The organism is Psychrobacillus sp. FSL H8-0510 (assembly GCF_038008345.1).
Lineage (GTDB): Bacteria > Bacillota > Bacilli > Bacillales_A > Planococcaceae > Psychrobacillus > Psychrobacillus psychrotolerans.
This window is the reverse complement of the sequence record NZ_JBBOYZ010000001.1, coordinates 247,984-270,883: the sequence shown is the minus strand read 5'-3', so window position 1 is coordinate 270,883 and position 22,900 is coordinate 247,984. Positions and strand designations below refer to the sequence as shown.

Here is a 22,900-nt window from a genome sequence, read left to right as displayed (position 1 = left end):
ATACCTTTCATCGGTTATGTTCATCCATAACTTTTGCCCATGACCTAATTACTTCTTTTCGTAGTTCTGGTGTTAGTACTATATCTTCACTAATTAAAGCATTTAAATAAGAACCAACAACTGGTGGTAATGAAGGTACATACAATTTATTATCAAACTTTTGCATAGCTTCTTCAAATGTCGCAAAGAAGAAATCATTCGAAAATAATCCACCACAGAGCACAACTGGCAAAGTCTTAGCATCCTTTTCCTTATAAAATATAGCAGTAAGCAGCTCTACTAATCCCTTAGCTGCTTGCTGAACTATTTCAACAGCTGGTTGATACTTTTGTTCTGCTAAATCTAATACGGACATGGCTAATGAAGCAATTGCTGTACGTGGGTTCTCATGTTCATAAACAGCTGGTATAATTTCACCTGCATTTTGCAAATTGAAAGTTTGTAAAATTACTTGTGTTAAACGCTCGTTTCGAGAAAGGCCCCCGTGTTGGTCATAATACTTTGTGGCATAGCGGAGTGATTCGTTACCTATATGATAACCACTACCATCATCCCCTAATAAATAGCCCCATCCACCAGAACGTGTAGTTCGTACACCGTTATCCTGTACTAAATAAGCTATTGATCCTGTTCCTGCAATTACAACCAGTCCATTGAGACTGAAGGTCCCACTTACTAAAGCTGGTAGTGCATCATTTGTTACCTGGATACGACAAAGATGCGGTGAAAAATAACTCTTCATCCAGTCGTACCATGTTTTTTTATCTGTATCTCTATCGCCGCCAGCAGTGCCGATAAAAATCCCGAAAACTTGTTCTTTTTTTATTCCATACTGTTTTAAAAGTTCATTGAGTAATTCAAAAATTTGTACACGTACCTTTTCAGGTTTTGTAGATTTTATATTCGTTCCTCGACCTATAACTGTGCCAATTATTCTTCCAGTGCTATCGCCAATAACACAGCAGGTTTTCGTGCCTCCACCGTCCACACCGATTAAATAACTCTCACTTAACTGCACCTGCTGTCAGTCCCTCCATAAATTGTTTTGATGCAACAAAGAATAGAATCATCATCGGTAAAGAAGCTAATGTTAGGCCAGCGAAAAGCGATCCCCAATCTGCTGAATGTTCACCAAACAGTGAAAGCATGCCAACCGGTATTGTCATCTTCGCTTTCTCTGTTATAAAAATTAGCGGGAAGAAAAAATCATTCCATGAAGAAATAAAGTTTACTATAACTACCGTACCTAGTGCCGGTCGCATTAATGGAAGAAGAACACTCCAAAGTACTCGTAGATTTCCTGCACCGTCCATTCTTGCTGCTTCCTCTAACTCTATAGGCATCGTTTTAAAGAATCCAGTTAAGATAAGCACCGTTAATGGCGTACCTGTTGCGATATTCATAAAAATAAGGGACCAAAGTGAATTTATCAGCCCTAAATCACGCATTAAAATAAATAACGGTACAATTCCTAATTTAATAGGGATCATCATTCCCAATAAAAATATAAAGAAGATAGCGTTGTTCCAGCTAAACTTAAAGCGTGCAATATAGTAAGCAGCTAAAGAACAAAAGAGTACAACCAGTACAACGGATGTAACACTAACAATTACACTATTGATAAAATATTGATCAAACGGAACCTTACTCAATAATGTTCTATAGGTGTCTAAACTAAAGTGCGTTGGAAGGCCCAATGGGTTTTTAAATATTTCTGCACTTGTTTTAAACGATGATAAAAACATTAAAAATATTGGATACAGACTAATAGTAGCTACAACAAATACAAGGACATAATAAAATGGTTTAGACCACATTGAACTATTTTTCATACTATTCACCCTTACATTTCTACTTCTTTTTTATTCGTAAACTTCAGGAATATCATGGTACATAATAATATGAAGAAAAATAATACTGCCGCTAAGGCGGAACCTAGACCTATCGCATCAGAGCTTCCAGATGTGGAGCTTCCAAATGCTAAACGATAAAAGAATACCGCTAAAGTATCTGTTGAATAATACGGCTCACCCATCGACCCCTGCATCGCATAGACGAGTTCAAACGCCTCGAATGACTGTATAAATGTTAAGACCGTCATGATCATAATGGAAGGAATCATTAACGGTAAATAAATTTTCCGAATCATTGTCATTCCTTTAGCACCATCTAGTTTAGCAGCTTCTATTAGTTCACCTGGAATACTTTGAAAACCTGCTAGAAAGATTAATACTCCAAACCCTAAACCAAACCAGCAATTTACCAGAATTATAGATATCAATGCTGTATTTGGATCTCCAAGCCATGCTCGCTGTAATTCCTCTAGCCCTAGTTTGCCTAGTAACATATTTAAAGTACCAAAATTAGGATTTAAAATAAGTTTCCACAAAAAACCGACCACAATCACGGATAATAAACGGGGTAGAAAGAAGGCAATCTTGAAAAACTCAGCACCTTTTACTTTTTTGTAAATGATAAAAGCAAGTATAAATGCCAAGCCATTCATAACGACCATTTGAAGCCCAAAATAGAGTAGATTATGCTTAAAGGCATTTGTAAACATTGATCCATATGGCTCTGTCGTAAATAATGTAACGAAATTATCAAAGCCAACAAACGACTCTCTTGAAAAACCTTTGAATGAATAGAAGCTATACGTTAATGCAGCTAATATAGGATAGAGCACGAACACACTATAAATAATTAATGCAGGAATAGGGAAAAGGTGGATAGTCCACCGGTTCCCATTTTTTCTTCTCTTCTTTTTTGAAGCAGTTTGTACAGTCGTCATCATTCATAGCCTCCTTTTTTGTTATTTAAAAGGCTCAAATGAGGTTTCTGCATTTTCCTGCAATTTTTGAGCTACTTCAGCTGGTGTTACTTCTCCTAAATACATCCCTTGTAATTCTGTTTCTAATACAGTTTTTGTTGTTGGGTCCCCACTTACAAAGTTAATAACCCAGTAATATGGTGTTGAGTTGGATTCCACTGTTTTACTTAACTCACTGAGTAACTCATTATCTGAAGTGATTCCAGGAATCGCACTAATCATTTTGAACTCATCTACAAATAATTCTCCAAACTCTTTTGTTGTTAAGAATTCCAAAAATGTTTTTGCAGCTTCTTTATTTTTTGAATTTGCATTAATTGCAAATGATCCATCTACCCAAGTTGTTACTGTTTGGTTTCCTGTTTTCGATGGCATTGGGAAAAATCCATAGTCTAATTCTGCATTTAATTCATTAATGACTGGGATTTCCCAACTGCCAAGCGGGAACATTGCTGCTTGTTCCATCGCAAATAATGTACGAATATCATCCATCCCTAGTCCTTCAGAATTAGCAGGGAAATACTTTTTCAAATCATTCATGACTTCAATTGATTCAACAAATGCTGGATCTGTAAAATCTTTATCACCAGTAACTAGTTTATCTGCAAATGTATTTCCATCTAACACTCCTGCCCCTACAATTCCATGTGTTAAAGATAGCAACCAACCCTCTTTAGTACCCATGGCAATTGGCGTAATACCTGCATCCAATAATTTTTCATTTACTTCGATAAATTCATCCCAAGTTGTTGGCACTTCAAGTTCTTGGTCCGCAAATATTTTTTTGTTATAGAAAAATTGAGTAGAACTAATGTTTAATGGAACACCATACTGCTTCCCATCAGCGCCTTTAGAAGCTGCTAGATAATCATCTGAAAATTCATCCAATCCATTAATGTCTGAAATTGGCTCAACGAACCCTGCTTCAGCTAGCTTTAATCCCGCTGCATATGGACGTAGGTGGAAAATATCCGGTCCTTCACCTGCTTGTAATGACGTATTTAAAACTGTATTATATTCCGTATTTTTAGTCGGATTAAATTCTACTTGTATATCAGGGTTTGTCTCGTTGAACAAAGCAATTACCTTTTCGTATTTGGCCACATCTTCTGTACGCCAGCTACCAATTGTTAGTTTTACTTTTTCTTCTGATCCCGTTTCCCCTTTGTCACTTGTTCCTTTATCAGCATCCGTAGTTGAATCATCTCCACTATCTGAACATGCTGCTAAAACGAATGTTACTAGCAATGCAAATAAAATTAGAAGCAAATACTTTGTCATTTTTCTCATTTCTAATACGCCCCTTTATTTGAGATATACATTTCATAAACTAAATCATGAACCCCTTGTCTTAACTCTCTTAAATAAGAATGCCTTCCATAATGCACTGCATTTGTTAACAGAACCACAAATAGCTTTTCCTTTGGATCCATCCAGATTGAAGTACCCGTAAATCCTGTATGACCAAAAGAACCTATACTCCACCTCCTACCACAAGATAATAACGGATCAACACCAGTCCAAACCTCAAAGCCTAAGCCTCTATTTTGGAATAATAGAGTATGACATAAATCCATCCATTCAGATGGTATGACCGACTGATTTGTTATACCTAGCCAAACTTTTGCAAACTGAACTAAATCCCCTATGTCGGAAAATAGTCCTGCACTTCCAGAAACTCCTGATAATAAAAGGGCTTTTTCATCATGGACATCTCCTTGTACATATTGTTTATCCACCATTTCGGTCGATGCAATATTAACTAAAAGTTCCTTTGAAGGATTGAAGTTAGTTTTTTGCAACTTCAAAGGTAGAAATATTTCATTTTCTGCAAACCTGTCTAAGGCTTTTCCAGATACTTCTTGTATGATCTCTCCTAGCAAAATCATGCCTAAGTCACTATAGACCACTGCTTCTCCTGTCACGTATTCTAGTTGTGACCGATAAACTTCAAGCAGTATATTTCTATTCACACCTCGTTGAACCGGTGGAGTTAAATCCGCTGGCAAGCCACTATTGTGATGTAGAAGGTGCTGAATGGTAACCGAATCGTATCGAAAATCAGGTAAAAATTTCTGTACCGGGTCCTCTAAAGCTATTTCTTCTTTCATCAATAACACTAGGATAGAGGGTAAGGTTGCTACTACTTTTGTTAAAGATGCAATATCAAAAATAGTATCCTCTTTAATAGAATGATAGCTACCATCTCTAGCATTATATCCACCACAGCTATGTTGAAACAAAATATCCTCATCACGTTGCACGTGTATGACAGCCCCCGGAATTTTCTTCTCCTCAATAAACCCTTGGATATACTCTTTTAGCATTATCCACCCCTAAATATTCTGAAATAAAAGATAATTTAGTTATTTAAAATATTATACTATATATATTTAAAAATAGTGAAATTTTTTTTCAAAATATTTTTAGTCCCTGTGTAAGAAACAAACATGAAAATATAAACATTCACGTTTGAGTTAACGTGAATGTTTCTTACACAGGGACAAAATAAAAAACCCCCAGAACAAGTTTTACTCGCTCCAGGGGTTTCGTTTCTAATTATTTTTTTAAGTCTTCAATAGATGTGATGTCCATATATGCTGGTACAACTAATCCAATTTTCACACCTGTCATGCTTGTACCAAGATCTTCGAATTTGCCATCGAATTTCTCAGCATACGTAGCATGTGTTAATGGTAACCAACCTGCAAGCGATGCATCTGCACTACCGTCTGCAACAGCAGTCCACATTGGACCAGCTTCCACTTGAAGCATTGTTACGTCATAGCCCAAACTTGTTAATACGATGCTCATAACGTTCGTGCTGGCAATTTCACTATCCCATGCAACATATGCAAGTTTAATCTTGTCACCATCCACTTTTTCAATACCTTCTGTCCATTCTGCAACTTTCTCAGGATTTGTATCAATCCATGTTTGTGCAGCTACTTCAGGTTTTTCACCGTCTTTGATAGCAATCATTACTTCACCCATTTCATCCTCTGTCCAGTTGAAATTAGAAAGGACTTGGTGAGCTTCTGGCATATCTTCTTGTAATCCAGTACGACCAATTGTGTGAATTTCTTCTTCTCCACCATATGAACCTTTTGGATCTTCAAGGTATTTTAAATCATATTCAGCAAATTTCCAGTGAGGAGTCCAACCAGTTACCACAATTGGCTCTTCCGCATCATATGCTTTTTTTAAAGAGGCTGTCATTGCAGCACTTGAACCACTTACAAGGTCCCACTCATCTAGTTCATAGTCTGTAATAGCTCGTTCTGTTGCTTCCATAATTCCAGCTCCAGGATCGATACCCGTAATTTTGTAATTAAGGGATTCTCCTACTGTGGAGTCTGTAGATGTTGAATCGTTTTTCTCATCTGCATCACCACATGCTGCTAATCCAAGTGATAGTAATGCAATTGCGCCAATACCTGTTATTTTTTTTGTTAATGTCATGATGAATGTCCCCCTAATTTTTTCTTTCTATTTCCAGCGTATTGCGTGACTCTATCTAAAATAATCGCTACGATTACAATGGATAATCCCGTTTCTACACCAACTCCTGTTTTCAATTGCGTAACAGAGCGGTATACCTCTTCCCCTAAGCCTGGCGCACCTACCATTGATGCGATTACTACCATCGATAGCGCTAACATAATACTTTGGTTTACCCCTGCCATAATTGTAGGTTTCGCTAGAGGAATTTGGATTTTAAATAAACGCTGCCATGTTGTTGAACCAAAAGCTTCTGTTGCCTCTATTAAATCTTTTGGAACTTGCTGAATGCCTAACATCGTTAAACGTATTGTAGGAGGCATTGCGAAAATTACCGATGCTACAACTCCCGGTACTACTCCAATGTTGAAAAAGAAAATCGCTGGTATTAAATATACGAATGCAGGCATTGTTTGCATTAAATCTAATATTGGATTTACTACCTTTCGCACACCTGCTTTTTGTGAACCAAGAATCCCGACAGGAATACCAATTACTAATGCAAAAATAACGGAAGTAAGTACTAGCGTTAACATTTGAAGCATAGGGAACCAATATCCTAAGTAATCAATGAATAAGAGTCCAATCAATGAAAAGAAGGCAATCTTTCTTGTAGATATAATTCCAGCTATCAAAGCAAAGATAAAAGCTAGTAATATAGAAGGAACTAAATCCAATATATCTACCGAACCTTCTACTACCCCTTCTAATACATCGGCAAATCCGTCCAGACCAGTCCCGAATGTATCTACTAACCAGTCAACACCAGTATCAATCCAATCAGCAAAAGGTAAACGAGGTAATAATTTATCCATCTTACTTCACCTCCGTAATAGTTTGCTCTTCGGAATCCACTGTTCCATCTTTGTTTATAAAATCATTATCCCCAGATAATGCACCTATAAGGGCACCACGAATGATAATCCCTTGCAGCTTTTGTTCCTCATTGATAACAGCAACAGGAATGCTCGCGGTTGACACTACATCAAATAGTTCCGTAAGCACTGTATCAGGTGAAATCATCGGAAGGTCAGAAATAAGCACATCATTCAAAGACTTCTCCGATTCAATAGCTTCTAGAGTATCTTGCGCAGTTACAGCTCCTAGTAAGCGATTCGCATTATCCACTACATATATAGAAGAAATACCCAGTTGTTTCATCAGTCGAAGTGCTACACGCGGACCACGATCAACTTTTACTGTGTCGGCTTTTTTCATGATGTGACCAGCAGTTAGTACTTTAGACAAATCGACGTCTTCTACAAACCTTTCGACATATTCATTGGATGGACTCATCAAAATTTCTTCAGGTGATCCAATCTGAACAATTTCTCCGTCTTTCATCAGTGCTATACGATCACCGATACGAAGTGCTTCATCTAAATCATGTGTAATGAAAATAATTGTTTTTTGCATATCGTGATGAAGCTGAAGCAACTCATTTTGCATATCTTTTCGTATCAGTGGATCTAATGCACTAAACGCTTCATCCATAAGCAAGATGTCGGGGTTATTTGCCAGTGCTCTAGCAAGTCCGACACGCTGTTGCATACCCCCACTTAGTTGTTTCGGGTATTGGTCTTCATATCCCGCCAAACCAACAAGTCTTAATGACTCTGTTGCTTTTTCGTTCCGTTCTTTTTTAGATATCCCTTGGATTTCTAGACCATATTCTGTATTTTCAACAATTGTTTTATGTGGGAAGAGCGCAAAGTTTTGGAAAACCATACCAATTTTCTTCCGTCTTACATTACGAAGCTGCTCTTTATTCATCTGTACAATATCTTTACCGTCCAGTAATATTTGCCCCATCGTTGGATCTATTAATCTATTAAGTAGTCTAACTAATGTTGATTTACCACTTCCGGATAGACCCATTATGACGAAAATTTCACCTTCATTTACATCAAAGGATACTTGTTTTACCCCCACAGTTGTCCCCGTGGCTTTCAATATTTCACTTTTTGTTTTGCCATCTTTCAGCATCTGTATAGCACGGCCACTACTTTTACCAAATATCTTAGTAGCGTCTTTTACCACTATTTTTTTATTTATGTATTCCTCAGTCATATCTTCACTCCTTACCGTCCGAAAAATCCGAACCCAATTCATTATAGTGGTTTTTTCGTATAATTTCAACAGTATTAACTATATTAATTGTTTGTACAGTTAAAACTGTACGAAAAATATTTAAAAAAATTGCTTTTTGGGTAAGGATATAATACATTTAAATTTAGTTAGCAGATGATTTGAATGAAGCTAATTTCAGTGGAGGGAACGTATATGGAGGACCATGAAAAAATAGATAAAGCACGGGAAAGAATTATAGAAGCAATTGCCCAAAATATACATTTATACGGCTTGGTGCCTTCTGCAGGTAGACAATTCGGCACAATGTTTTTTCAAAATGAACCTTTAACATTAGATGATATGACAGAAAAATTAGGCATGAGTAAAACAAGTATGAGTACTTCTGTCCGGGCACTGTCTGAACTAAAATTAGTTGAGCGTGCATGGAAAAAAGGAGTTCGAAAAGATTTATATAAAGTAACCGATGATTGGCATCAAAGCTTCATCGATTTATTTTCTATTAAATGGCAGAGATCGGTTACACTTCATTCAGCAGCTATTAAAAAGTCACTAGCAGAGTATGAGGAGTTATTGCAAAATCCAACACTTAGTGATGAATTGCGTGAAGTGGTTGAAATAGATATTAGTAAGCTTAAGTATATGAAAGATTACTACAACTGGCTTGAACGCCTCATAGATGCATTTGAGGACCAACGAATTTTCGATTTGGTTCCTAAGTTTGAGAGAGACTCTAAAAATTAGAGATTTCAAGATAAACCCCAAATAATCAGCACTTTTCATAGTGCCAATTATTTTGGGTTTTTGTAACTCTAACCAAGACTTCTCCAATTATTTTACCCTTAACTCGCTTCAAAAAATCCAATTACTGGAATAATATTATCTTATAAAAATTGTTTCAAGTGCTTTAAACCCTTATTTTATAAGCAACTGGCAGTTTCTTTAATTTTTTGTTTTGAACTTTATCCTATTCAAAAATGAAGTTGCTTTTGTTTAATTTAAAACATTGCTGGGTATTTTATTAAACATGCACGATATTAATATCTAATTTTTTAGGAGGAGATTAATAATGGCAAACAAAAAATATATTGGATCTTTTAGAACAGAACAGGAAGTAATCGATAAGATTAACGAGTTAAAACTTGAAGGCTATGTGGAAGAAGATATATATGTAGTGTCTAACGATAAAGAGTCGCTCTCTATTGTTCGCGGTCAGACGGATGTAGATCTATCTACAGTAGAAGGTAACTGGCTCGATAAGTTTATGGCTTTTATGAGTGGAGATGAACCAGTTCGAGCAGCGTTTCTAAATATGGGTTTCACTGATGAAGAGTCCGATCGGTATTATAATGAAGTTAAAAGCGGTAGCATCCTTCTCTATGTAGATAAAGAGTACGGAACTATTTATGATGAGAACGATAAAGATCTAGGCACTACGCAAACAGGTACAAATTTCTCTACAACAGACAACTTCATTGATGGTCATACACAAGAAGAACGGATGCGCCTTCATGAGGAAAGACTGTCCATTGATAAGGAACAACAACTAGCTGGTGAAGTAAACGTTGAGAAACACGTTGTAGAAACGCAAGAAAGAGTTGAAGTTCCAGTAGAGCACGAAGAAGTTTATATTGAAAGACGTGCAGTAGTTGATGAAAACGCCACTGGACAAGTTGTAGATGATGGTGAAAAAATTCATATTCCAGTTATGGAAGAGAGAGTAGAAGTAACCAAACGTCCTGTCGTAAGTGAAGAAATTGTTGTAGGCAAGAGAAAAGTAACGGACACCGAGTTTGTAAACGAGACAGTTCGTCGCGAAGAAGCAGATATCCATCGTACAGATGATATCGAAGCTAAGGCTCTAGATAATGATCCATTGGAAGAAAACCGTTTGGACAATGATCCTTTGAATAAACGTGATAGATTATAACCACAAAATTCCACTAGAACTAATACCCCCAACCAATATTAATGGTTGGGGGTATTAGTTTACCTATTTATACTTCAACTATTATTTATTCATCCTGGAAAGAAAGTCACCAAGCAAATCATCCAAGCTTTCCATCTCGGTACTTTCCTCTGAATCTTCTTCAGTTATGGCATGCTCTTGTTTTGCTTGCTCCCAGTCAAAGTTCATTAAATCATCTTCGATTTCATCATCGGGTAATTCTGGGGGATTATTCTCTCGTTCCGTCAAAATGCTAGTATTAGTACTAATATCTAATTCATCTTCTACTTCTTCAGTAAGCTCAGCTTGTAAGTATAAGGCTTGGTCAATATCTAAGGCATTACTGTTAAGGGAAGCAAGAATAGACATTGCACGAACTGGATCAGACAACAAATGATAGACAATATTTCCTAGCATAGCTTCGGAATGTGCATGCTTGAGCCAGTTACGCTGTTCCTTACTTAACTGCTTAGGCATCGGGATAGTTATAGTTTCTCTATCCTTAGATAAGGAGGTACTTACTCCCTCCAAAACAAACTCTGCTATTTTACTTGAAAAGTTTCTTCTCTCAGTCTCTTTTAACTTTTGCATTTGCTTTAAAATGTGATCAGGAGTGTCAGAAGGCAGACGAAAAGTAATTGCTTGTCCCCTTTGAATACCAGAGTTCCTCGCTTTTTCCATGAAATCACCTTATTTTTCTACTTTTTGTTTCACTACTTCATTACTTTTTATATCTTTCTTATTCTTTCTCACAAAATCAGAGATTAATTTATGATAGGCATTTGCCATCATCCAAATGCTCTCTTTTTCATCTTCAAAGAATTCGATGTTATATCCATTTAGATTGTTGTTTAGTGTTTTGATATACTCTTTTAATACAATTGCTCCACCACCAACAAAGTAGCATATCTCTGTTTGCGAATTTTTTTGCCAAACATTACGTAAGTGACGATATTCTTTTTTCGCCAAGTCTAGCAGAATTCGGTCAGTAATATCATGAACGCTTGTACGGCTACCATTCACCATAATATGATTTCGATCATTTTTTCTAGTGATAATATCTACCACATCTCTACGGCTATCCAGTTCTACACCATGTTTTAATCTAATCTCTTCTCGAATAGACTCTAGAGCTTCAGAAACACCTAAATTGAACCCCTGCGCTTTATCATCATCTACATTACGATTTTTAATAACTGCTACATCCGTTGATAGTCCACCAATATCTTGAATCAGGATACTTTTGTCTACCAAATCTCTATTAATAATGTTTAGATCATTATCCATTATTAAGTTTATATATGCAGCAAATCCTTCAGGATAGATTTTAACTTCTTCAAACTTAATATTCACTTTTAATCCTTGATATTTAGGAGTCACTAAAAATTCCACTTGGTGAACAGATCCTAAAAGTTGTGAACGATAACCTACATCCTTACCTTCTTTTACTTCACGTAAAGGTAAACCTGTACCCAATGTGTAGTTAGCATCTATTATATTATTATTCTTTTTGAATAGTTCTGAGTTTTCTTCTCTCACTGCATCTAAAGCTAAAGTAGCAAATAACATTACTAATGTTTGATCTTCTTCTGATTTGTTGCTACCAGGGTCTAATTCAGTTGCATTATCACTTTTTGTTGCTAAACTACCCACTCTGTAAATTATATTATTATCATTTAGGGCAGGGGAGTGAACTCTAATATGAATTCCTTCAATTGGATCCTTATCATTCAATTCCTCTATTCCTATAACAGGTCTGTCTTCTGTGGATACGGCTATTACGTTAGGAATATTGAGTTCATAATCTAACTTACCAAATAAAGCTTTAACTGAGTCATTTCCTACATCGATTGCACAAATTCTTGAAGTATTCATCAAATCATCCCTTCATCTATATGTTCTACCAATTTAAGGTTATCTTATAGAGTAAACACGGTCAATCCAACAAAAGATGTATTCAAATTGTAAACATTTAATCTCTCTTTGTATACAACTCTACTCATTATGTATACTTGTATACATAATTGCACACATGTTGTTAAATCAACATGTACACCCGCTTGTGTACATGTTTACTATTATGTATACACTTTGTTTTCTTTTTGTATACTTGTATACACTTATGAATACATCACTAAAATTCAATTTAGGGGGATTTTTTAATACTTTCTTTGGTACTTTTACTACAATAAAGTAATAAAAGAAAGAATAACTTTTAGCCTATTTATAGTTCACTATTTAGAATTTAAATTATCCAATTCCGTTAATTAAGTACTTATCGGCCATTTAAAGCGTTTAATCTATTTACCTAACTTTCCTATTAGGAATCAAAAATAAGGTACTAAAAACGATTATATAGAGCGCCATATTCTGAATAAAAGCAAATAAAAAAAACAAGCAAAGCTTTTATGCTTCACTTGGACTATTCTTTAAAAACTCCCTATTCAATCATTAAAATCTCTTTAATATCCTGTTCTGTCATTGCAGACAAAGTATCCTCCCCTGAGTGAATGACCTCATCAATGAGGCTTTGTTTTTTATGTTGTAACTGAGTAATTTTTTCCTCTATCGTACCTTTAGCTATTAAACGTATGACATGAACTTCGTTTTCTTGACCCATTCGATGAGCACGATCAGCGGCCTGCTGCTCCACTGCTGGATTCCACCAGAGGTCATAAAGAATAACTGTATCAGCTCCAGTTAAATTTAACCCAGTGCCTCCTGCTTTTAACGAAATGAGAAATAGATTCCCTTCTCCGTTGTTAAAGCGATCACATAATTCTACCCGTTCTTCAGATGGGGTTTGTCCATCTAAATAGAAGTAAGGAGTCCCCTCTCGTATAAGTCTCCCTCTAATAATTCCTAGCATCTGTGTAAACTGAGAAAAAATGAGCACTCTTCTCCCCGATATTCTGCACTCTTCTAGAAGCTCCATCAATTGTTCAAATTTAGCTGAACTTCCCTTGTAACCATCTACAAATAGAGCTGGATGACAACAAAGCTGTCGAAGTCTTGTTAAACCCGCTAATATTCTAATGCGGTTCCTTTGAAGATCCCCTTTTTTTAAATGCTTCAGTGCATCCTGTTTAAGTTCAGCCAAATAAGCGGCATATAATGTCTTTTGTTCGACTTGTAATTCAGAGTAGAGCATTGTTTCTGTTTTCTTTGGTAATTCCTTCAATACATCTTGTTTCATCCGACGCAAAATAAATGGTCGGACCCGTTTTGCAATATTTTCACGACTTAATTCACTAAAGGCTCTTCTTCCAGGTAATAGTTCGGGAAATACAACATGGAATATAGACCAGAGCTCGTCTAATGTATTCTCGATTGGTGTTCCTGTTAGGGCAAATCGGAAATCTGCTTTGATCATTTTTACTGCTTTCGCTGTTTTGGTTACTGGATTTTTGAAGGCTTGGGCCTCATCTAAGAACAATGTATGAAAAAATCGTTCCCGGTACAGATCTGTATCCGATCGTAGCGTTGGATAAGAAGTAATTATTACATCAGTATGTAAAGTGTGTCTCCACAAATCACTTCTTTTTGTCTTATTACCATCTATCACCTGTACCTGGATATGTGGAGTAAATTTTTTTAGCTCGTTCCTCCAATTGTATAATAGCGATGCAGGGCACACGATTAACACCGGTAAATTTCTCGCACGAATATCTGGAAGAACAGATTCAATAAAGGCAATACTTTGAAGGGTTTTTCCAAGTCCCATATCATCGGCGAGTATACCACCAAATTTGTATTTTGCCAGCAGCTGAAACCAACGAAAACCTACTTTTTGATAGTCTCTAAGTATCGTTTCCAGAGGTATAGCGCCATCCAATTCTGAGTTTTCAGGGTCATGTAAGTTTTTCATGAGCTTTGCAAATTTCTCACCAGGTTCTAATAGATCACTTTGATCTAAAGCATCAATCATTTGCATCCCTTTTATTAACGGTATATGGATTTCATCATCAAATGAATCCATCGTGATTCCCATATCAATAATAAAGCTAGATAATGCTTGATATTCAGGGGTTTCAAGTGAAACTAAGTTACCTCCTGGAATACGGTAAAATTTCCGTTTTTCTTCGATGGAGGTCATCAATCGCTGAATTTCCTTCTCTGAAATATCTTTTAAATCGAATTTAAACTCTAACCAATCTGTTCGCTCTTTTACTTCTACTTTAATCCTCGGACCAATATATCCTCTTTGTACACGCAATTTAACTGCTGTCGAGGCATATATTTGGACCCACTTTTCCATACCAGATAGCACATGATATAAAAAGTGATACTCTGCCTCTTCATCAAACAAGTAGAATCCCCCCGAGGTTTGAGAAAATCCACTTTCCATTAGCACATCGATAATCTTTTGTTCTTTATCCAACTGCCGTCTAATACCCGGATAATGCATAACATCTGACTCTATCTCCTCACAAGGATTTATAACCAGGTGTCCATAATGAAATTCAAGTCCTGCAAGTATTCGATGCTTGACTCGGTCTAAAAACAGCTTTACCCGGAGTGGAGTTTCTCCCATTCTTTTAGAAATAGATTCTGCAATATGTACATACCCCAGCCTCATAAGCCCTGGTATGGTTTTCTCCATAAAATAATCGATTTGGCTCTCTGTTATGACTAATTCATGTTTTCCAGACTGATTAAGCATCTCTTTTAGTTCGGCAAGTCTTATACATTCTTCTGGAAGAAGCTTATACAAAATCCCCTGTGAGAATGCATATCCATAGCCTTTCAACACAACAATTTGATCAAGTCCCTCCACATTCAGTTGGTAATTGGTCCTCTTCGTTTCATCAAAGGCAAAACGGAGTGGAAGATCTCTTCCAAACTTCACCCCACTATATTTTCTTTCCCCCTGAACGAATCGAACTAATGGCGCTTCTGTTAACAACGGGACTAACTGATCCCAGTCGGATGCTGAGATGAGTAAGGTATCTGCGTGGAGGGATTGCTCATGCTGCCCTTTTAATAACAGCTGAAGCACGGCATCTGATTCTTTTGGAAAGCTATATATCTCGGGAGCATAGTATTGTTCTGAGGCATATTCAAATGGCTCTTGTCTCTCCAAATTACGAAGAAAATCTTTCATGTTAGAAATACTATATAAACTATTTGTACCCACCTTTACCTGAATGCCAATTCCGTTATCCCAGCCATCAACTAGTGGTAATAGATGACATATAAATTCAATATGTAATGTTTGTCTTTTATCAAAATGTAGCTGTTTTGCTGTAGGGTGCACAGATCTGTTTTCAAACAAATCAAGCATTCTTGATGCCAGACGCTCTTCTGTTTCCTTTTCCTCTACTACAAAGAGCACTGCTGCAATATGCTGACAATATGTTTTAACAAACCCTATAGGCGGACAAGTACAAGTACCTCCAACCTTCCCCTCAACATCTGCTACTACCATAACTTCCACATCATCGACTGCATGTACAGTTGCTTTTATGATAGAATCATCTGGTTGAAAAGAATGCACATGTACTTTTCCAGCTTGATAATAAGATTTACCCTTTTTAAAAGCGGTAACCCCACATAATTGCTTAATCTTTGCTTCATTCATCGAAAAATTCATTGTGTATCCTTTCTCGATCTTCCCTAAATTATTTCTGTTGATCGGATAGTTGTTGGCTTTTTACTTTATATTAACATATCCCTCCTGCCTACTCTGAAAATCGACTAGTAAAGTGCTATAAAAAAACCCTTCTAGATTTGAGCTCTAGAAGGTTCAATATTATTCACTTGCATGGTATTAAGAAGGTATTTTTATCGCTTCAATAAAATGTATTTGATGACCATCTTTTTCGTAAATAGAGAATTTATAGCCATTATACTCAACCTGTTTATCCATTAACAGGTCCATATTTTGCGTGTAATACCAACCACCAAATGTATCAACATCTGGATTTTCTAACTCAATTTTCAAAAGTTTCGCTACATCGTCTAGTAATACTTTTGAGTGTATTAGATAATGATCATCTTTTAGTTTGCGGATGTCCGCTATTTCATCTTCATCAAATTCATCACGAATCTCTCCAACTATTTCTTCAAGAATATCTTCTACTGTGACAAGACCAGAAGTACCACCATACTCATCTAAAAGAATAGCAATATGCGTACGTTCTTTCTGCATTTTCAATAATAGGGAATTTATCGGTATAGTATCCATTGTATTTATGACAGGGTTTGTAAACCTTTCCATCGTAAATGTCTCCGCAGTAACCCGATTACTCATCCCCTGCGTCAAAAAGTCTTTAATATTTATAAAGCCGATTATATTATCATGGTCTCCATCATAAACAGGATAACGGGTGTAGCGCTCTTCGGAAATTAATGTAAGTACTTCATGGAATGTTGCATTCTTTTCAAAACCAATAATTTCAGTACGTGGCACCATAATCTCGCGAGCAATTCTATCATCAAACTCAAAGACATTATTCACATATTTCAATTCATTTTGGTTTATCTCTCCACTTTTAAAGCTCTCTGCTAACAATAATCGCAGTTCCTCTTCGGTATGAGATAATTCATGTTCAGAAGCTGGCTTCATACCAAATAGACCTACTAAAATACGGGCGGAACCATTTAAGAACCAAATAAACGGGTATAAAATTCTATAGAAAATCATAATGGGCTTGGCAAAAAGAAGGGATACAGCTTCCGCCTTTTGAATTGCAACCGTTTTGGGAGCTAACTCCCCAACTACTACGTGTAAAAATGTTGCAATGGCAAACGCACCACCGATTGTAAAGTAATGAATATATTCAGTACTAATACCGATACCATTAAACAAAGGATGTAGGATGAATTCAAATGTCGATTCACCCACCATCCCAATACCAAGTGCTGTAACAGTAATTCCTAACTGACAGGCCGATAAGTATTCATCTAGATGTGTGGTAACATGTTTTGCTGCAAGCGATCCTTTACGGCCCTCAGCCACAAGCTGATCTATTCTCGAATGCCTTACCTTAACGATTGCAAACTCTGTTGCAACAAAAAATCCTGTTAATGCTAATAAAATAATGAATATAGTTAAGTTTAATACGGTCAATAAGTTGTCTTACTATAATAGTAAGACTTCACCTCCTAAGTGATAAGTAAAAGTAAAGATTGCATTAGCGCAACGCTTTCTGATGAGACTTTTTGTTTTATATTGTGTTGAGTAGCTTTTTCCTCTGAATTAATCTGTTCTATTAAATGAGTAACTTCTTTTTCTAAATATTGCATTTGTAAACGTAACTCCTGAATATCTACCTCTTCAATTTGAACCTCTTCAAATTGTTTTTTGATAGCTTCCAAAGACATTCCAGATGCTTTTTTCTCCTCAATTAATCGTAGTTTCTCGATCATTTCTATAGAGTAATAACGATAATTAGAAGCGGAACGTTCAGCTTGTAGTAAGCCAAGCGTTGTATAATAATCTATTGTCCGTCTAGTTATACCTGTTTTTTCTGCTAATTCACCAATTCTTAGTTTTTCGATCCCAATTAGATCACTCCAAACCATCACGTTATAGTTTAAGTATAATAGTAGTTAAGTATATAAGCAATTATTTAGTGTAGAAAATTACACAACCTATGTGTTCTTAAAAGAAAATATATTTTTCTACCCTTTAAACTTTGAAGAGAAATGTCTTTGTTTATGACAGGCTCTAATGGGTAAATTAATAGCAATACTAAAAAATATGGAGGTCTTTAAAATGGCAGATAAAAAATTTGTGGGATCATTTCTAACAGAACAGGAAGTATTAGACAAAATCAATGAACTAAAATTAGAAGGATATGTGGATGACGATATTTATGTCGTAACAGATGACAAGGAATCACTTTCAATCGTGCGAGGACAAACAGCTGTAGAGTTAGAATCTGTAGAAGGTAACTGGTTAGATAAATTCAAAGCATTTTTGATGGGTGATGAGCCAGTTCGTGCAGCCTTTAGTCAAATGGGATTTACTGATGAAGAGTCTGAACGTTATTATAGTGAAGTGAAAAATGGAGGAATTCTCCTGTATGTAGACAAGAACTATGGCGCTGTTTATGATAACTATATTAAAAATCAATCGGACTCTTCTTATGATGGAGATGAATTAGAAGGTCCTGGAGAACCCATCCGTGCAAAAGATGTAGAGAACCGTTTAAACCAATACCCGCTAAGTGACCGAGGAGAACGTTAATTTTTATATCGCGTTAGAAACTATCTGTTCTATCCCTAAACTTTACATACTAGTTTAGGGATTTTTTGTATAGTACGAACAAAATCTTCTTGTATCATATGCTCGTTTTTATATCTGTTTAATGATAAGATTAGTAGTAATAAATGCAGTATTACAAAGGGGATTCGTATGAATATTAATGTAAATTATTCGGGGGATTATTCACAATTGGTTACACTTGAAGTGAAGAATCGACTAAATGCAATACATGAAGGGATACATACAAAATCAGCTGCTGGAGCTGACTTTTTAGGATGGGTTGATTGGCCAGGCAATATGAGTAATGAATTTCTTCAAGATATTCAAAATACAGCTGAACAAGTTCGTTCTACATCGGATGTCCTTGTCGTTATCGGAATTGGCGGATCTTATCTAGGTTCTAAAGCGGTAATTGAAGCACTTTCGACACCATTTGAAACAAAAGAAGGTCTGGAAGTAATTTTTGCCGGTCACATGGTCAGTGGAGAGTATCTGAAACAATTGATGTCGTACTTAGATGGAAAAGAAGTGTCTTTAAATGTAATATCCAAGTCTGGTAAAACGACCGAACCAGCATTAGCATTCCGTTTTTTACAGCAATACATGGAAAAACGCTACGGTGAACAGGCAACATCTCGTATTATCGTCACTACAGATGAAGAAAAAGGTGCCCTTTTATCACTTGCAATTGAAAAGGGATATAAACGTTATGTCGTGCCAAATGATATTGGAGGTAGATATTCGGTATTTACGGCAGTTGGCTTACTTCCAATCGCGGCTGCAGGATATGATATTGCAAAACTAATGGGTGGTGCTACAAAAGCACAAGAGGAATTCAATCTTGTTGATCCAACAAGAAACAGTGCTATTCAGTATGCTATTATTCGTAAGCATTTGTATGATGCTGGTTATCCGGTCGAAATTATGGCAACCTTTGATGAAAAACTTCGCTATATTCAAGAATGGTGGAAGCAACTGTTTGGGGAAAGTGAAGGTAAAGAAGGTAAAGGTATCTTCCCTGCTTCCGTTGTCTATTCAACAGATCTGCACTCATTAGGCCAATACATTCAAGATGGAAAACGCATGTTATTTGAAACATTTTTGACAGTTGAAAAAGCTAATGATGATTTAACTGTATTCGAGGCAGAAAATGATGGCGATGAACTAAACTATTTAAGTGGATTAACGCTTCATGAATTCAACCACGCTTGCCACGAAGCAACTGCTAGCGCCCACTTAGATGGCGGTGTACCACAAGTTTCCTTAACCATTGAGCAAATTGACGAGGAACATATCGGACATTTGTTGTATTTCTATATGATTTCATGTGCTTATAGCGCATACTTACTAGATATTAATCCCTTTGACCAACCTGGTGTGGAAGACTATAAGAATAATATCTTTAAAATTCTAAAAAAACCAGGTTATTAAGGTACGAGAGTTAGACACCCTCTGAGGGAGCTTTGAATTGGTTAATCTATATTCCAGCGAGGCATGAAGAGGCGATTAGTGGGTTATGTCACTAATCGCCTCTTCATTTTTCTTTTATTTGCATAACTACCTTACAACGAAAACGTCTTGCCCGCATTGGACAAGACGTTTCTCTATAATTGATAAATCCTTGCTTCATAAGGAGACAGTTGTAATATAGTTGCCTCTGTATGAACTCCTACTTCTAGGTTAGCTAACAGTAGATTCTCATGCTTGTACGTAATACCTTCTGCAGCTGTCACTGTTACTGCTTCATCCGATAAGTTAGATAGGACTATTACCTTTTGTTGTCCCATTGTACGGGTATAAGCATACAACGTTGGATGACTTTCTAACACTAAATCGTATATACCGTAAGTGAAAATTATTTCTTTTTTGCGTAATTGTATCATTTGTTTGTAGAAGTTTAAAATTGACTTAGGATCTTGCTCTTGAGCCTCTACATTAATTGCTTTATAGTTTGGATTTAGACCAAGCCATGGTGTTCCACTGGAGAACCCTGCAGATTCGTCCGAGGACCACTGCATTGGTGTTCTTGAATTATCACGACTTGTAGCTCGAATAATTCCCATCACTTGTTCATGTGATTCACCTTGACCAGTTCGGTAGTTGTATAAATTCTTGGTTGCAACGTCATTATAATCTGTGATAGAAGAGAAATCGACATTGGTCATTCCCAACTCCTGACCTTGATAAATAAATGGAGTTCCTTGCATAAAAAAGTACATTGCCGCTAACGCTGTTGCACTTTCTCTCCAAAATTCTGTGTCGCTCCCCCAAGTGGAAACAGATCGCGCCTTATCATGATTTTCTATGAATAGAGCGTTCCAGCCGCTTCCCTCTAAAGCCTTTTGCCACCTAGTTAATACCTGTTTAAGACCGGGGATATCTAACTTTGTTGTTTCAGCATCCCATAGACTTAAATGTTCGAATTGGAAAATCATATTAAACTTTCCTTCAGATTCGTCTACCCATTCGGATATTTCATCAATTCCTACACCATTTGCTTCACCGACTGTCATAATATCGTATTTAGCGAAAGTTTCCTTCTTCAACTCATCTAAGAACGGCATAATTCCCGGCACATTCATATACTTTTCCCATGCTGGAACATATGGGATACCTGATACAGGGGCCATGTCACTAAATGTTATGTCTTTCTTAATATGACTGATTGCATCTACACGGAAGCCGTCAATACCCTTATCTAACCACCAGTTGACCATTGAATACAAGGCATTACGAACGTCACTGTTTTCCCAGTTCAAGTCTGGTTGCTTCTTGGAAAACAAATGTAAATAATATTGTTGGGTCTCTTCATCAAGCTCCCAAGCAGGTCCATTGAATATACTAGCCCAATTGTTTGGTTCTTTTCCCTCTACACCGTCGCGCCAAATATACCAGTCTCTTTTTTCACTTAATTTTGAAGAACGTGATTCGATAAACCAAGGGTGTTCATCACTCGTATGATTGATCACTAAATCCATGATTAATTTCATGCCACGTCTATGAACTTCCTCTAACAAGGCATCAAAGTCTTCCATTGTTCCAAACTCAGCCATGATTGCTTGATAATCGCTTATATCATAGCCATTATCATCATTGGGTGATTGATACATAGGACAAATCCAGATAACATCAATTCCTAAATCTTGTAGATAATCCAGCCTAGACATTATTCCCTGTAAGTCCCCTACTCCATCACCATTTGAATCTTGAAAGCTACGTGGATATATCTGATACGCCACAGCTTCTTTCCACCAATTTTCTTTCATAATCTACCTCTTTTATTTTAATTGGTCTAGCCAATATTTTTACATGATTCTCGTTCAATCAAATTTGTTTCTACTAGATGGTGCACGACAGGGGCTTCTGTATTCTGAACTTTTTCCAATAAAAATTTTGTTGCTTCAAAACCAAGATCAAATATTGAAATATCGAGTGAAGTTAATGGAGGACTCACATAAGCAGATAAGGCATGGTTATTAAAGCTAACAATAGAAATATCCGCTGGAACTCGGATAGATAATTCTTCTAAATAGCGAACAATTTCATATGCAACTAGGTCGTCATGGGCCACGATAGCCGTAGGTGGTGCTGCTAACTGCATTAACTCATGAATACTTTTATTTCCTTTTTCTTTAAAAGCCTGATCCTGTATAAAATAATCATCTGAGTTGGGTAATTCAGCATCGATTAACGCCTGTCGATATCCCTCGAGACGGTCGGTGGATACGACAAAGTTAAGATTTCCTCCGATAAATGCAATTTGACGATGCCCGCGTTGATACAAATAATCTACCATATCGTGAGCAATTTTTTTATTGTCATTATCTACATATGTAATTTCATCATCAAATTGATAAGGACGTCCCACCATCGTGAATGGGAATCTCGTTTCCTTTAAATAATTCATTGTTCGATCATTTACACGGGAATAGAGAAGGATAATTCCATCCACTTTTCTTCCTTGTACCATCGAGACAACTTCCTCGAATATTTCATCCTCCGTGCCACCAGTGGACAGATAGATTCCATACATACTGGCATGAGCTCTAGAGCAAATCCCTCGAATAACTTCAGGAAAGAAAGGATTTTGAAACGCAAGCGTAGTCGAATGGGCCATAATCACTCCAATAGTTTTTGTACTTTTAGAAGCTAGGTTTCTCGCTTGAAAATTAGGGTGATATTCTAGTCTTTCCATCACTTCTCTAACTCTTCGTTTCGTTTGTTCGCTGATTCGTGGATTGTCTGCAATTACACGGGAAACTGTAGATGGAGACACATTTGCCTCTCTTGCTACATCGATAATTGTAACAGTCATATGGAA

At 36.6% G+C, this 22,900-nt stretch carries 19 protein-coding genes; 4 read left to right on the top strand and 15 right to left on the bottom strand.

Features of this window, described 5'->3' with window-relative positions:
- Window positions 1–7 precede the first annotated feature (7 nt).
- The 8 genes from MHI40_RS01355 to MHI40_RS01320 form a co-directional block, all read right to left on the bottom strand.
- Window positions 8–1,018, bottom strand: a complete 1,011-nt coding sequence (locus MHI40_RS01355; RefSeq protein WP_340761209.1) for an N-acetylglucosamine kinase — start codon at window positions 1,016–1,018, stop codon at window positions 8–10.
- Window positions 1,005–1,832 carry a carbohydrate ABC transporter permease gene (locus tag MHI40_RS01350; protein ID WP_340761208.1) on the bottom strand — a complete coding sequence of 276 codons (828 nt, stop codon included), beginning with the start codon at window positions 1,830–1,832 and terminating at the stop codon, window positions 1,005–1,007. Before MHI40_RS01350 ends, MHI40_RS01355 begins: the two co-directional genes overlap by 14 nt.
- 11 nt (window positions 1,833–1,843) lie before the next feature.
- Window positions 1,844–2,791, bottom strand: coding sequence for a carbohydrate ABC transporter permease (locus MHI40_RS01345; RefSeq protein WP_340764340.1), 948 nt, complete (start codon window positions 2,789–2,791; stop codon window positions 1,844–1,846).
- A gap of 21 nt (window positions 2,792–2,812) precedes the next feature.
- The gene (locus tag MHI40_RS01340) at window positions 2,813–4,120 is read right to left on the bottom strand and encodes an ABC transporter substrate-binding protein (protein WP_340761207.1); all 1,308 of its coding nucleotides are present in this window, start codon (window positions 4,118–4,120) and stop codon (window positions 2,813–2,815) included.
- Between the two features lie 2 nt (window positions 4,121–4,122).
- Window positions 4,123–5,157, bottom strand: a complete 1,035-nt coding sequence (locus tag MHI40_RS01335; RefSeq protein WP_340761206.1) for a serine hydrolase domain-containing protein — start codon at window positions 5,155–5,157, stop codon at window positions 4,123–4,125.
- 232 nt (window positions 5,158–5,389) lie between these two features.
- Entirely contained in the window at window positions 5,390–6,292 is a 903-nt protein-coding gene (locus MHI40_RS01330; protein WP_093536398.1) for a glycine betaine ABC transporter substrate-binding protein, read from the bottom strand.
- Window positions 6,289–7,146 carry an ABC transporter permease gene (locus tag MHI40_RS01325; RefSeq protein ID WP_340761205.1) on the bottom strand — a complete coding sequence of 286 codons (858 nt, stop codon included), beginning with the start codon at window positions 7,144–7,146 and terminating at the stop codon, window positions 6,289–6,291. Before MHI40_RS01325 ends, MHI40_RS01330 begins: the two co-directional genes overlap by 4 nt.
- A 1-nt stretch (window position 7,147) precedes the next feature.
- On the bottom strand, window positions 7,148–8,401 hold the full coding sequence (locus MHI40_RS01320; RefSeq protein ID WP_340761204.1) for a quaternary amine ABC transporter ATP-binding protein: 1,254 nt from the start codon (window positions 8,399–8,401) through the stop codon (window positions 7,148–7,150).
- A gap of 183 nt (window positions 8,402–8,584) precedes the next feature.
- Between MHI40_RS01320 and MHI40_RS01315 the strand changes: the two genes are divergently transcribed.
- Window positions 8,585–9,163: a GbsR/MarR family transcriptional regulator gene (locus MHI40_RS01315; RefSeq protein WP_340761203.1), complete on the top strand. Its 579-nt coding sequence runs from the start codon at window positions 8,585–8,587 to the stop codon at window positions 9,161–9,163.
- A gap of 325 nt (window positions 9,164–9,488) precedes the next feature.
- Entirely contained in the window at window positions 9,489–10,349 is an 861-nt protein-coding gene (locus MHI40_RS01310) for a YsnF/AvaK domain-containing protein (protein ID WP_340761202.1), read from the top strand.
- 81 nt (window positions 10,350–10,430) lie between these two features.
- Here MHI40_RS01310 and MHI40_RS01305 read toward each other — a convergent pair whose 3' ends face one another.
- From MHI40_RS01305 to MHI40_RS01285, 5 genes are all read right to left on the bottom strand, one after another.
- Window positions 10,431–11,048 carry a hypothetical protein gene (locus MHI40_RS01305; RefSeq protein ID WP_340761201.1) on the bottom strand — a complete coding sequence of 206 codons (618 nt, stop codon included), beginning with the start codon at window positions 11,046–11,048 and terminating at the stop codon, window positions 10,431–10,433.
- A 9-nt stretch (window positions 11,049–11,057) separates the two neighbouring features.
- A complete protein-coding gene (locus MHI40_RS01300) occupies window positions 11,058–12,242 on the bottom strand; it encodes a ParM/StbA family protein (RefSeq protein ID WP_093536410.1) in 1,185 nt (394 codons plus the stop codon).
- A gap of 565 nt (window positions 12,243–12,807) precedes the next feature.
- Window positions 12,808–15,948 carry an SNF2 helicase associated domain-containing protein gene (locus tag MHI40_RS01295; protein ID WP_445678318.1) on the bottom strand — a complete coding sequence of 1,047 codons (3,141 nt, stop codon included), beginning with the start codon at window positions 15,946–15,948 and terminating at the stop codon, window positions 12,808–12,810.
- A 189-nt stretch (window positions 15,949–16,137) separates the two neighbouring features.
- Window positions 16,138–17,439, bottom strand: a complete 1,302-nt coding sequence (locus MHI40_RS01290) for a hemolysin family protein (RefSeq protein WP_093536414.1) — start codon at window positions 17,437–17,439, stop codon at window positions 16,138–16,140.
- A 35-nt stretch (window positions 17,440–17,474) separates the two neighbouring features.
- The gene (locus tag MHI40_RS01285) at window positions 17,475–17,894 is read right to left on the bottom strand and encodes a MerR family transcriptional regulator (protein ID WP_340761199.1); all 420 of its coding nucleotides are present in this window, start codon (window positions 17,892–17,894) and stop codon (window positions 17,475–17,477) included.
- A gap of 193 nt (window positions 17,895–18,087) precedes the next feature.
- Here MHI40_RS01285 and MHI40_RS01280 point away from each other — a divergent pair, with 193 nt between their 5' ends.
- Together MHI40_RS01280 and MHI40_RS01275 are read left to right on the top strand one after the other, a co-directional pair.
- Window positions 18,088–18,561, top strand: coding sequence for a general stress protein (locus MHI40_RS01280; RefSeq protein WP_093536418.1), 474 nt, complete (start codon window positions 18,088–18,090; stop codon window positions 18,559–18,561).
- 168 nt (window positions 18,562–18,729) lie between these two features.
- Window positions 18,730–20,010, top strand: coding sequence for a glucose-6-phosphate isomerase (locus tag MHI40_RS01275; RefSeq protein WP_340761198.1), 1,281 nt, complete (start codon window positions 18,730–18,732; stop codon window positions 20,008–20,010).
- Between the two features lie 173 nt (window positions 20,011–20,183).
- Here the strand turns inward: MHI40_RS01275 and MHI40_RS01270 are convergent, their stop codons facing one another.
- The gene (locus MHI40_RS01270) at window positions 20,184–21,845 is read right to left on the bottom strand and encodes a glycoside hydrolase family 13 protein (protein WP_340761196.1); all 1,662 of its coding nucleotides are present in this window, start codon (window positions 21,843–21,845) and stop codon (window positions 20,184–20,186) included.
- A gap of 26 nt (window positions 21,846–21,871) precedes the next feature.
- Window positions 21,872–22,894 (bottom strand): LacI family DNA-binding transcriptional regulator, encoded by a 1,023-nt coding sequence (locus MHI40_RS01265; RefSeq protein WP_340761195.1) that lies wholly within the window; start codon window positions 22,892–22,894, stop codon window positions 21,872–21,874.
- Window positions 22,895–22,900 lie beyond the last annotated feature (6 nt).

Excerpts from the sequence above, each read along its gene's own strand:
- MHI40_RS01350 (WP_340761208.1), bottom strand. The coding sequence starts at position 1,832 with ATGAAAAATAGTTCAATGTGGTCTAAACCATTTTATTATGTCCTTGTA.
- MHI40_RS01345 (WP_340764340.1), bottom strand. The coding sequence starts at position 2,791 with ATGACGACTGTACAAACTGCTTCAAAAAAGAAGAGAAGAAAAAATGGG.
- MHI40_RS01340 (WP_340761207.1), bottom strand. The coding sequence starts at position 4,120 with ATGAGAAAAATGACAAAGTATTTGCTTCTAATTTTATTTGCATTGCTA.
- MHI40_RS01335 (WP_340761206.1), bottom strand. The coding sequence starts at position 5,157 with ATGCTAAAAGAGTATATCCAAGGGTTTATTGAGGAGAAGAAAATTCCG.
- MHI40_RS01330 (WP_093536398.1), bottom strand. The coding sequence starts at position 6,292 with ATGACATTAACAAAAAAAATAACAGGTATTGGCGCAATTGCATTACTA.
- MHI40_RS01325 (WP_340761205.1), bottom strand. The coding sequence starts at position 7,146 with ATGGATAAATTATTACCTCGTTTACCTTTTGCTGATTGGATTGATACT.
- MHI40_RS01320 (WP_340761204.1), bottom strand. The coding sequence starts at position 8,401 with ATGACTGAGGAATACATAAATAAAAAAATAGTGGTAAAAGACGCTACT.
- MHI40_RS01315 (WP_340761203.1), top strand. The coding sequence starts at position 8,585 with ATGAAGCTAATTTCAGTGGAGGGAACGTATATGGAGGACCATGAAAAA.
- MHI40_RS01310 (WP_340761202.1), top strand. The coding sequence starts at position 9,489 with ATGGCAAACAAAAAATATATTGGATCTTTTAGAACAGAACAGGAAGTA.
- MHI40_RS01305 (WP_340761201.1), bottom strand. The coding sequence starts at position 11,048 with ATGGAAAAAGCGAGGAACTCTGGTATTCAAAGGGGACAAGCAATTACT.
- MHI40_RS01300 (WP_093536410.1), bottom strand. The coding sequence starts at position 12,242 with ATGAATACTTCAAGAATTTGTGCAATCGATGTAGGAAATGACTCAGTT.
- MHI40_RS01295 (WP_445678318.1), bottom strand. The coding sequence starts at position 15,948 with ATGAATGAAGCAAAGATTAAGCAATTATGTGGGGTTACCGCTTTTAAA.
- MHI40_RS01285 (WP_340761199.1), bottom strand. The coding sequence starts at position 17,894 with ATGGTTTGGAGTGATCTAATTGGGATCGAAAAACTAAGAATTGGTGAA.
- MHI40_RS01280 (WP_093536418.1), top strand. The coding sequence starts at position 18,088 with ATGGCAGATAAAAAATTTGTGGGATCATTTCTAACAGAACAGGAAGTA.
- MHI40_RS01275 (WP_340761198.1), top strand. The coding sequence starts at position 18,730 with ATGAATATTAATGTAAATTATTCGGGGGATTATTCACAATTGGTTACA.
- MHI40_RS01270 (WP_340761196.1), bottom strand. The coding sequence starts at position 21,845 with ATGAAAGAAAATTGGTGGAAAGAAGCTGTGGCGTATCAGATATATCCA.
- MHI40_RS01265 (WP_340761195.1), bottom strand. The coding sequence starts at position 22,894 with ATGACTGTTACAATTATCGATGTAGCAAGAGAGGCAAATGTGTCTCCA.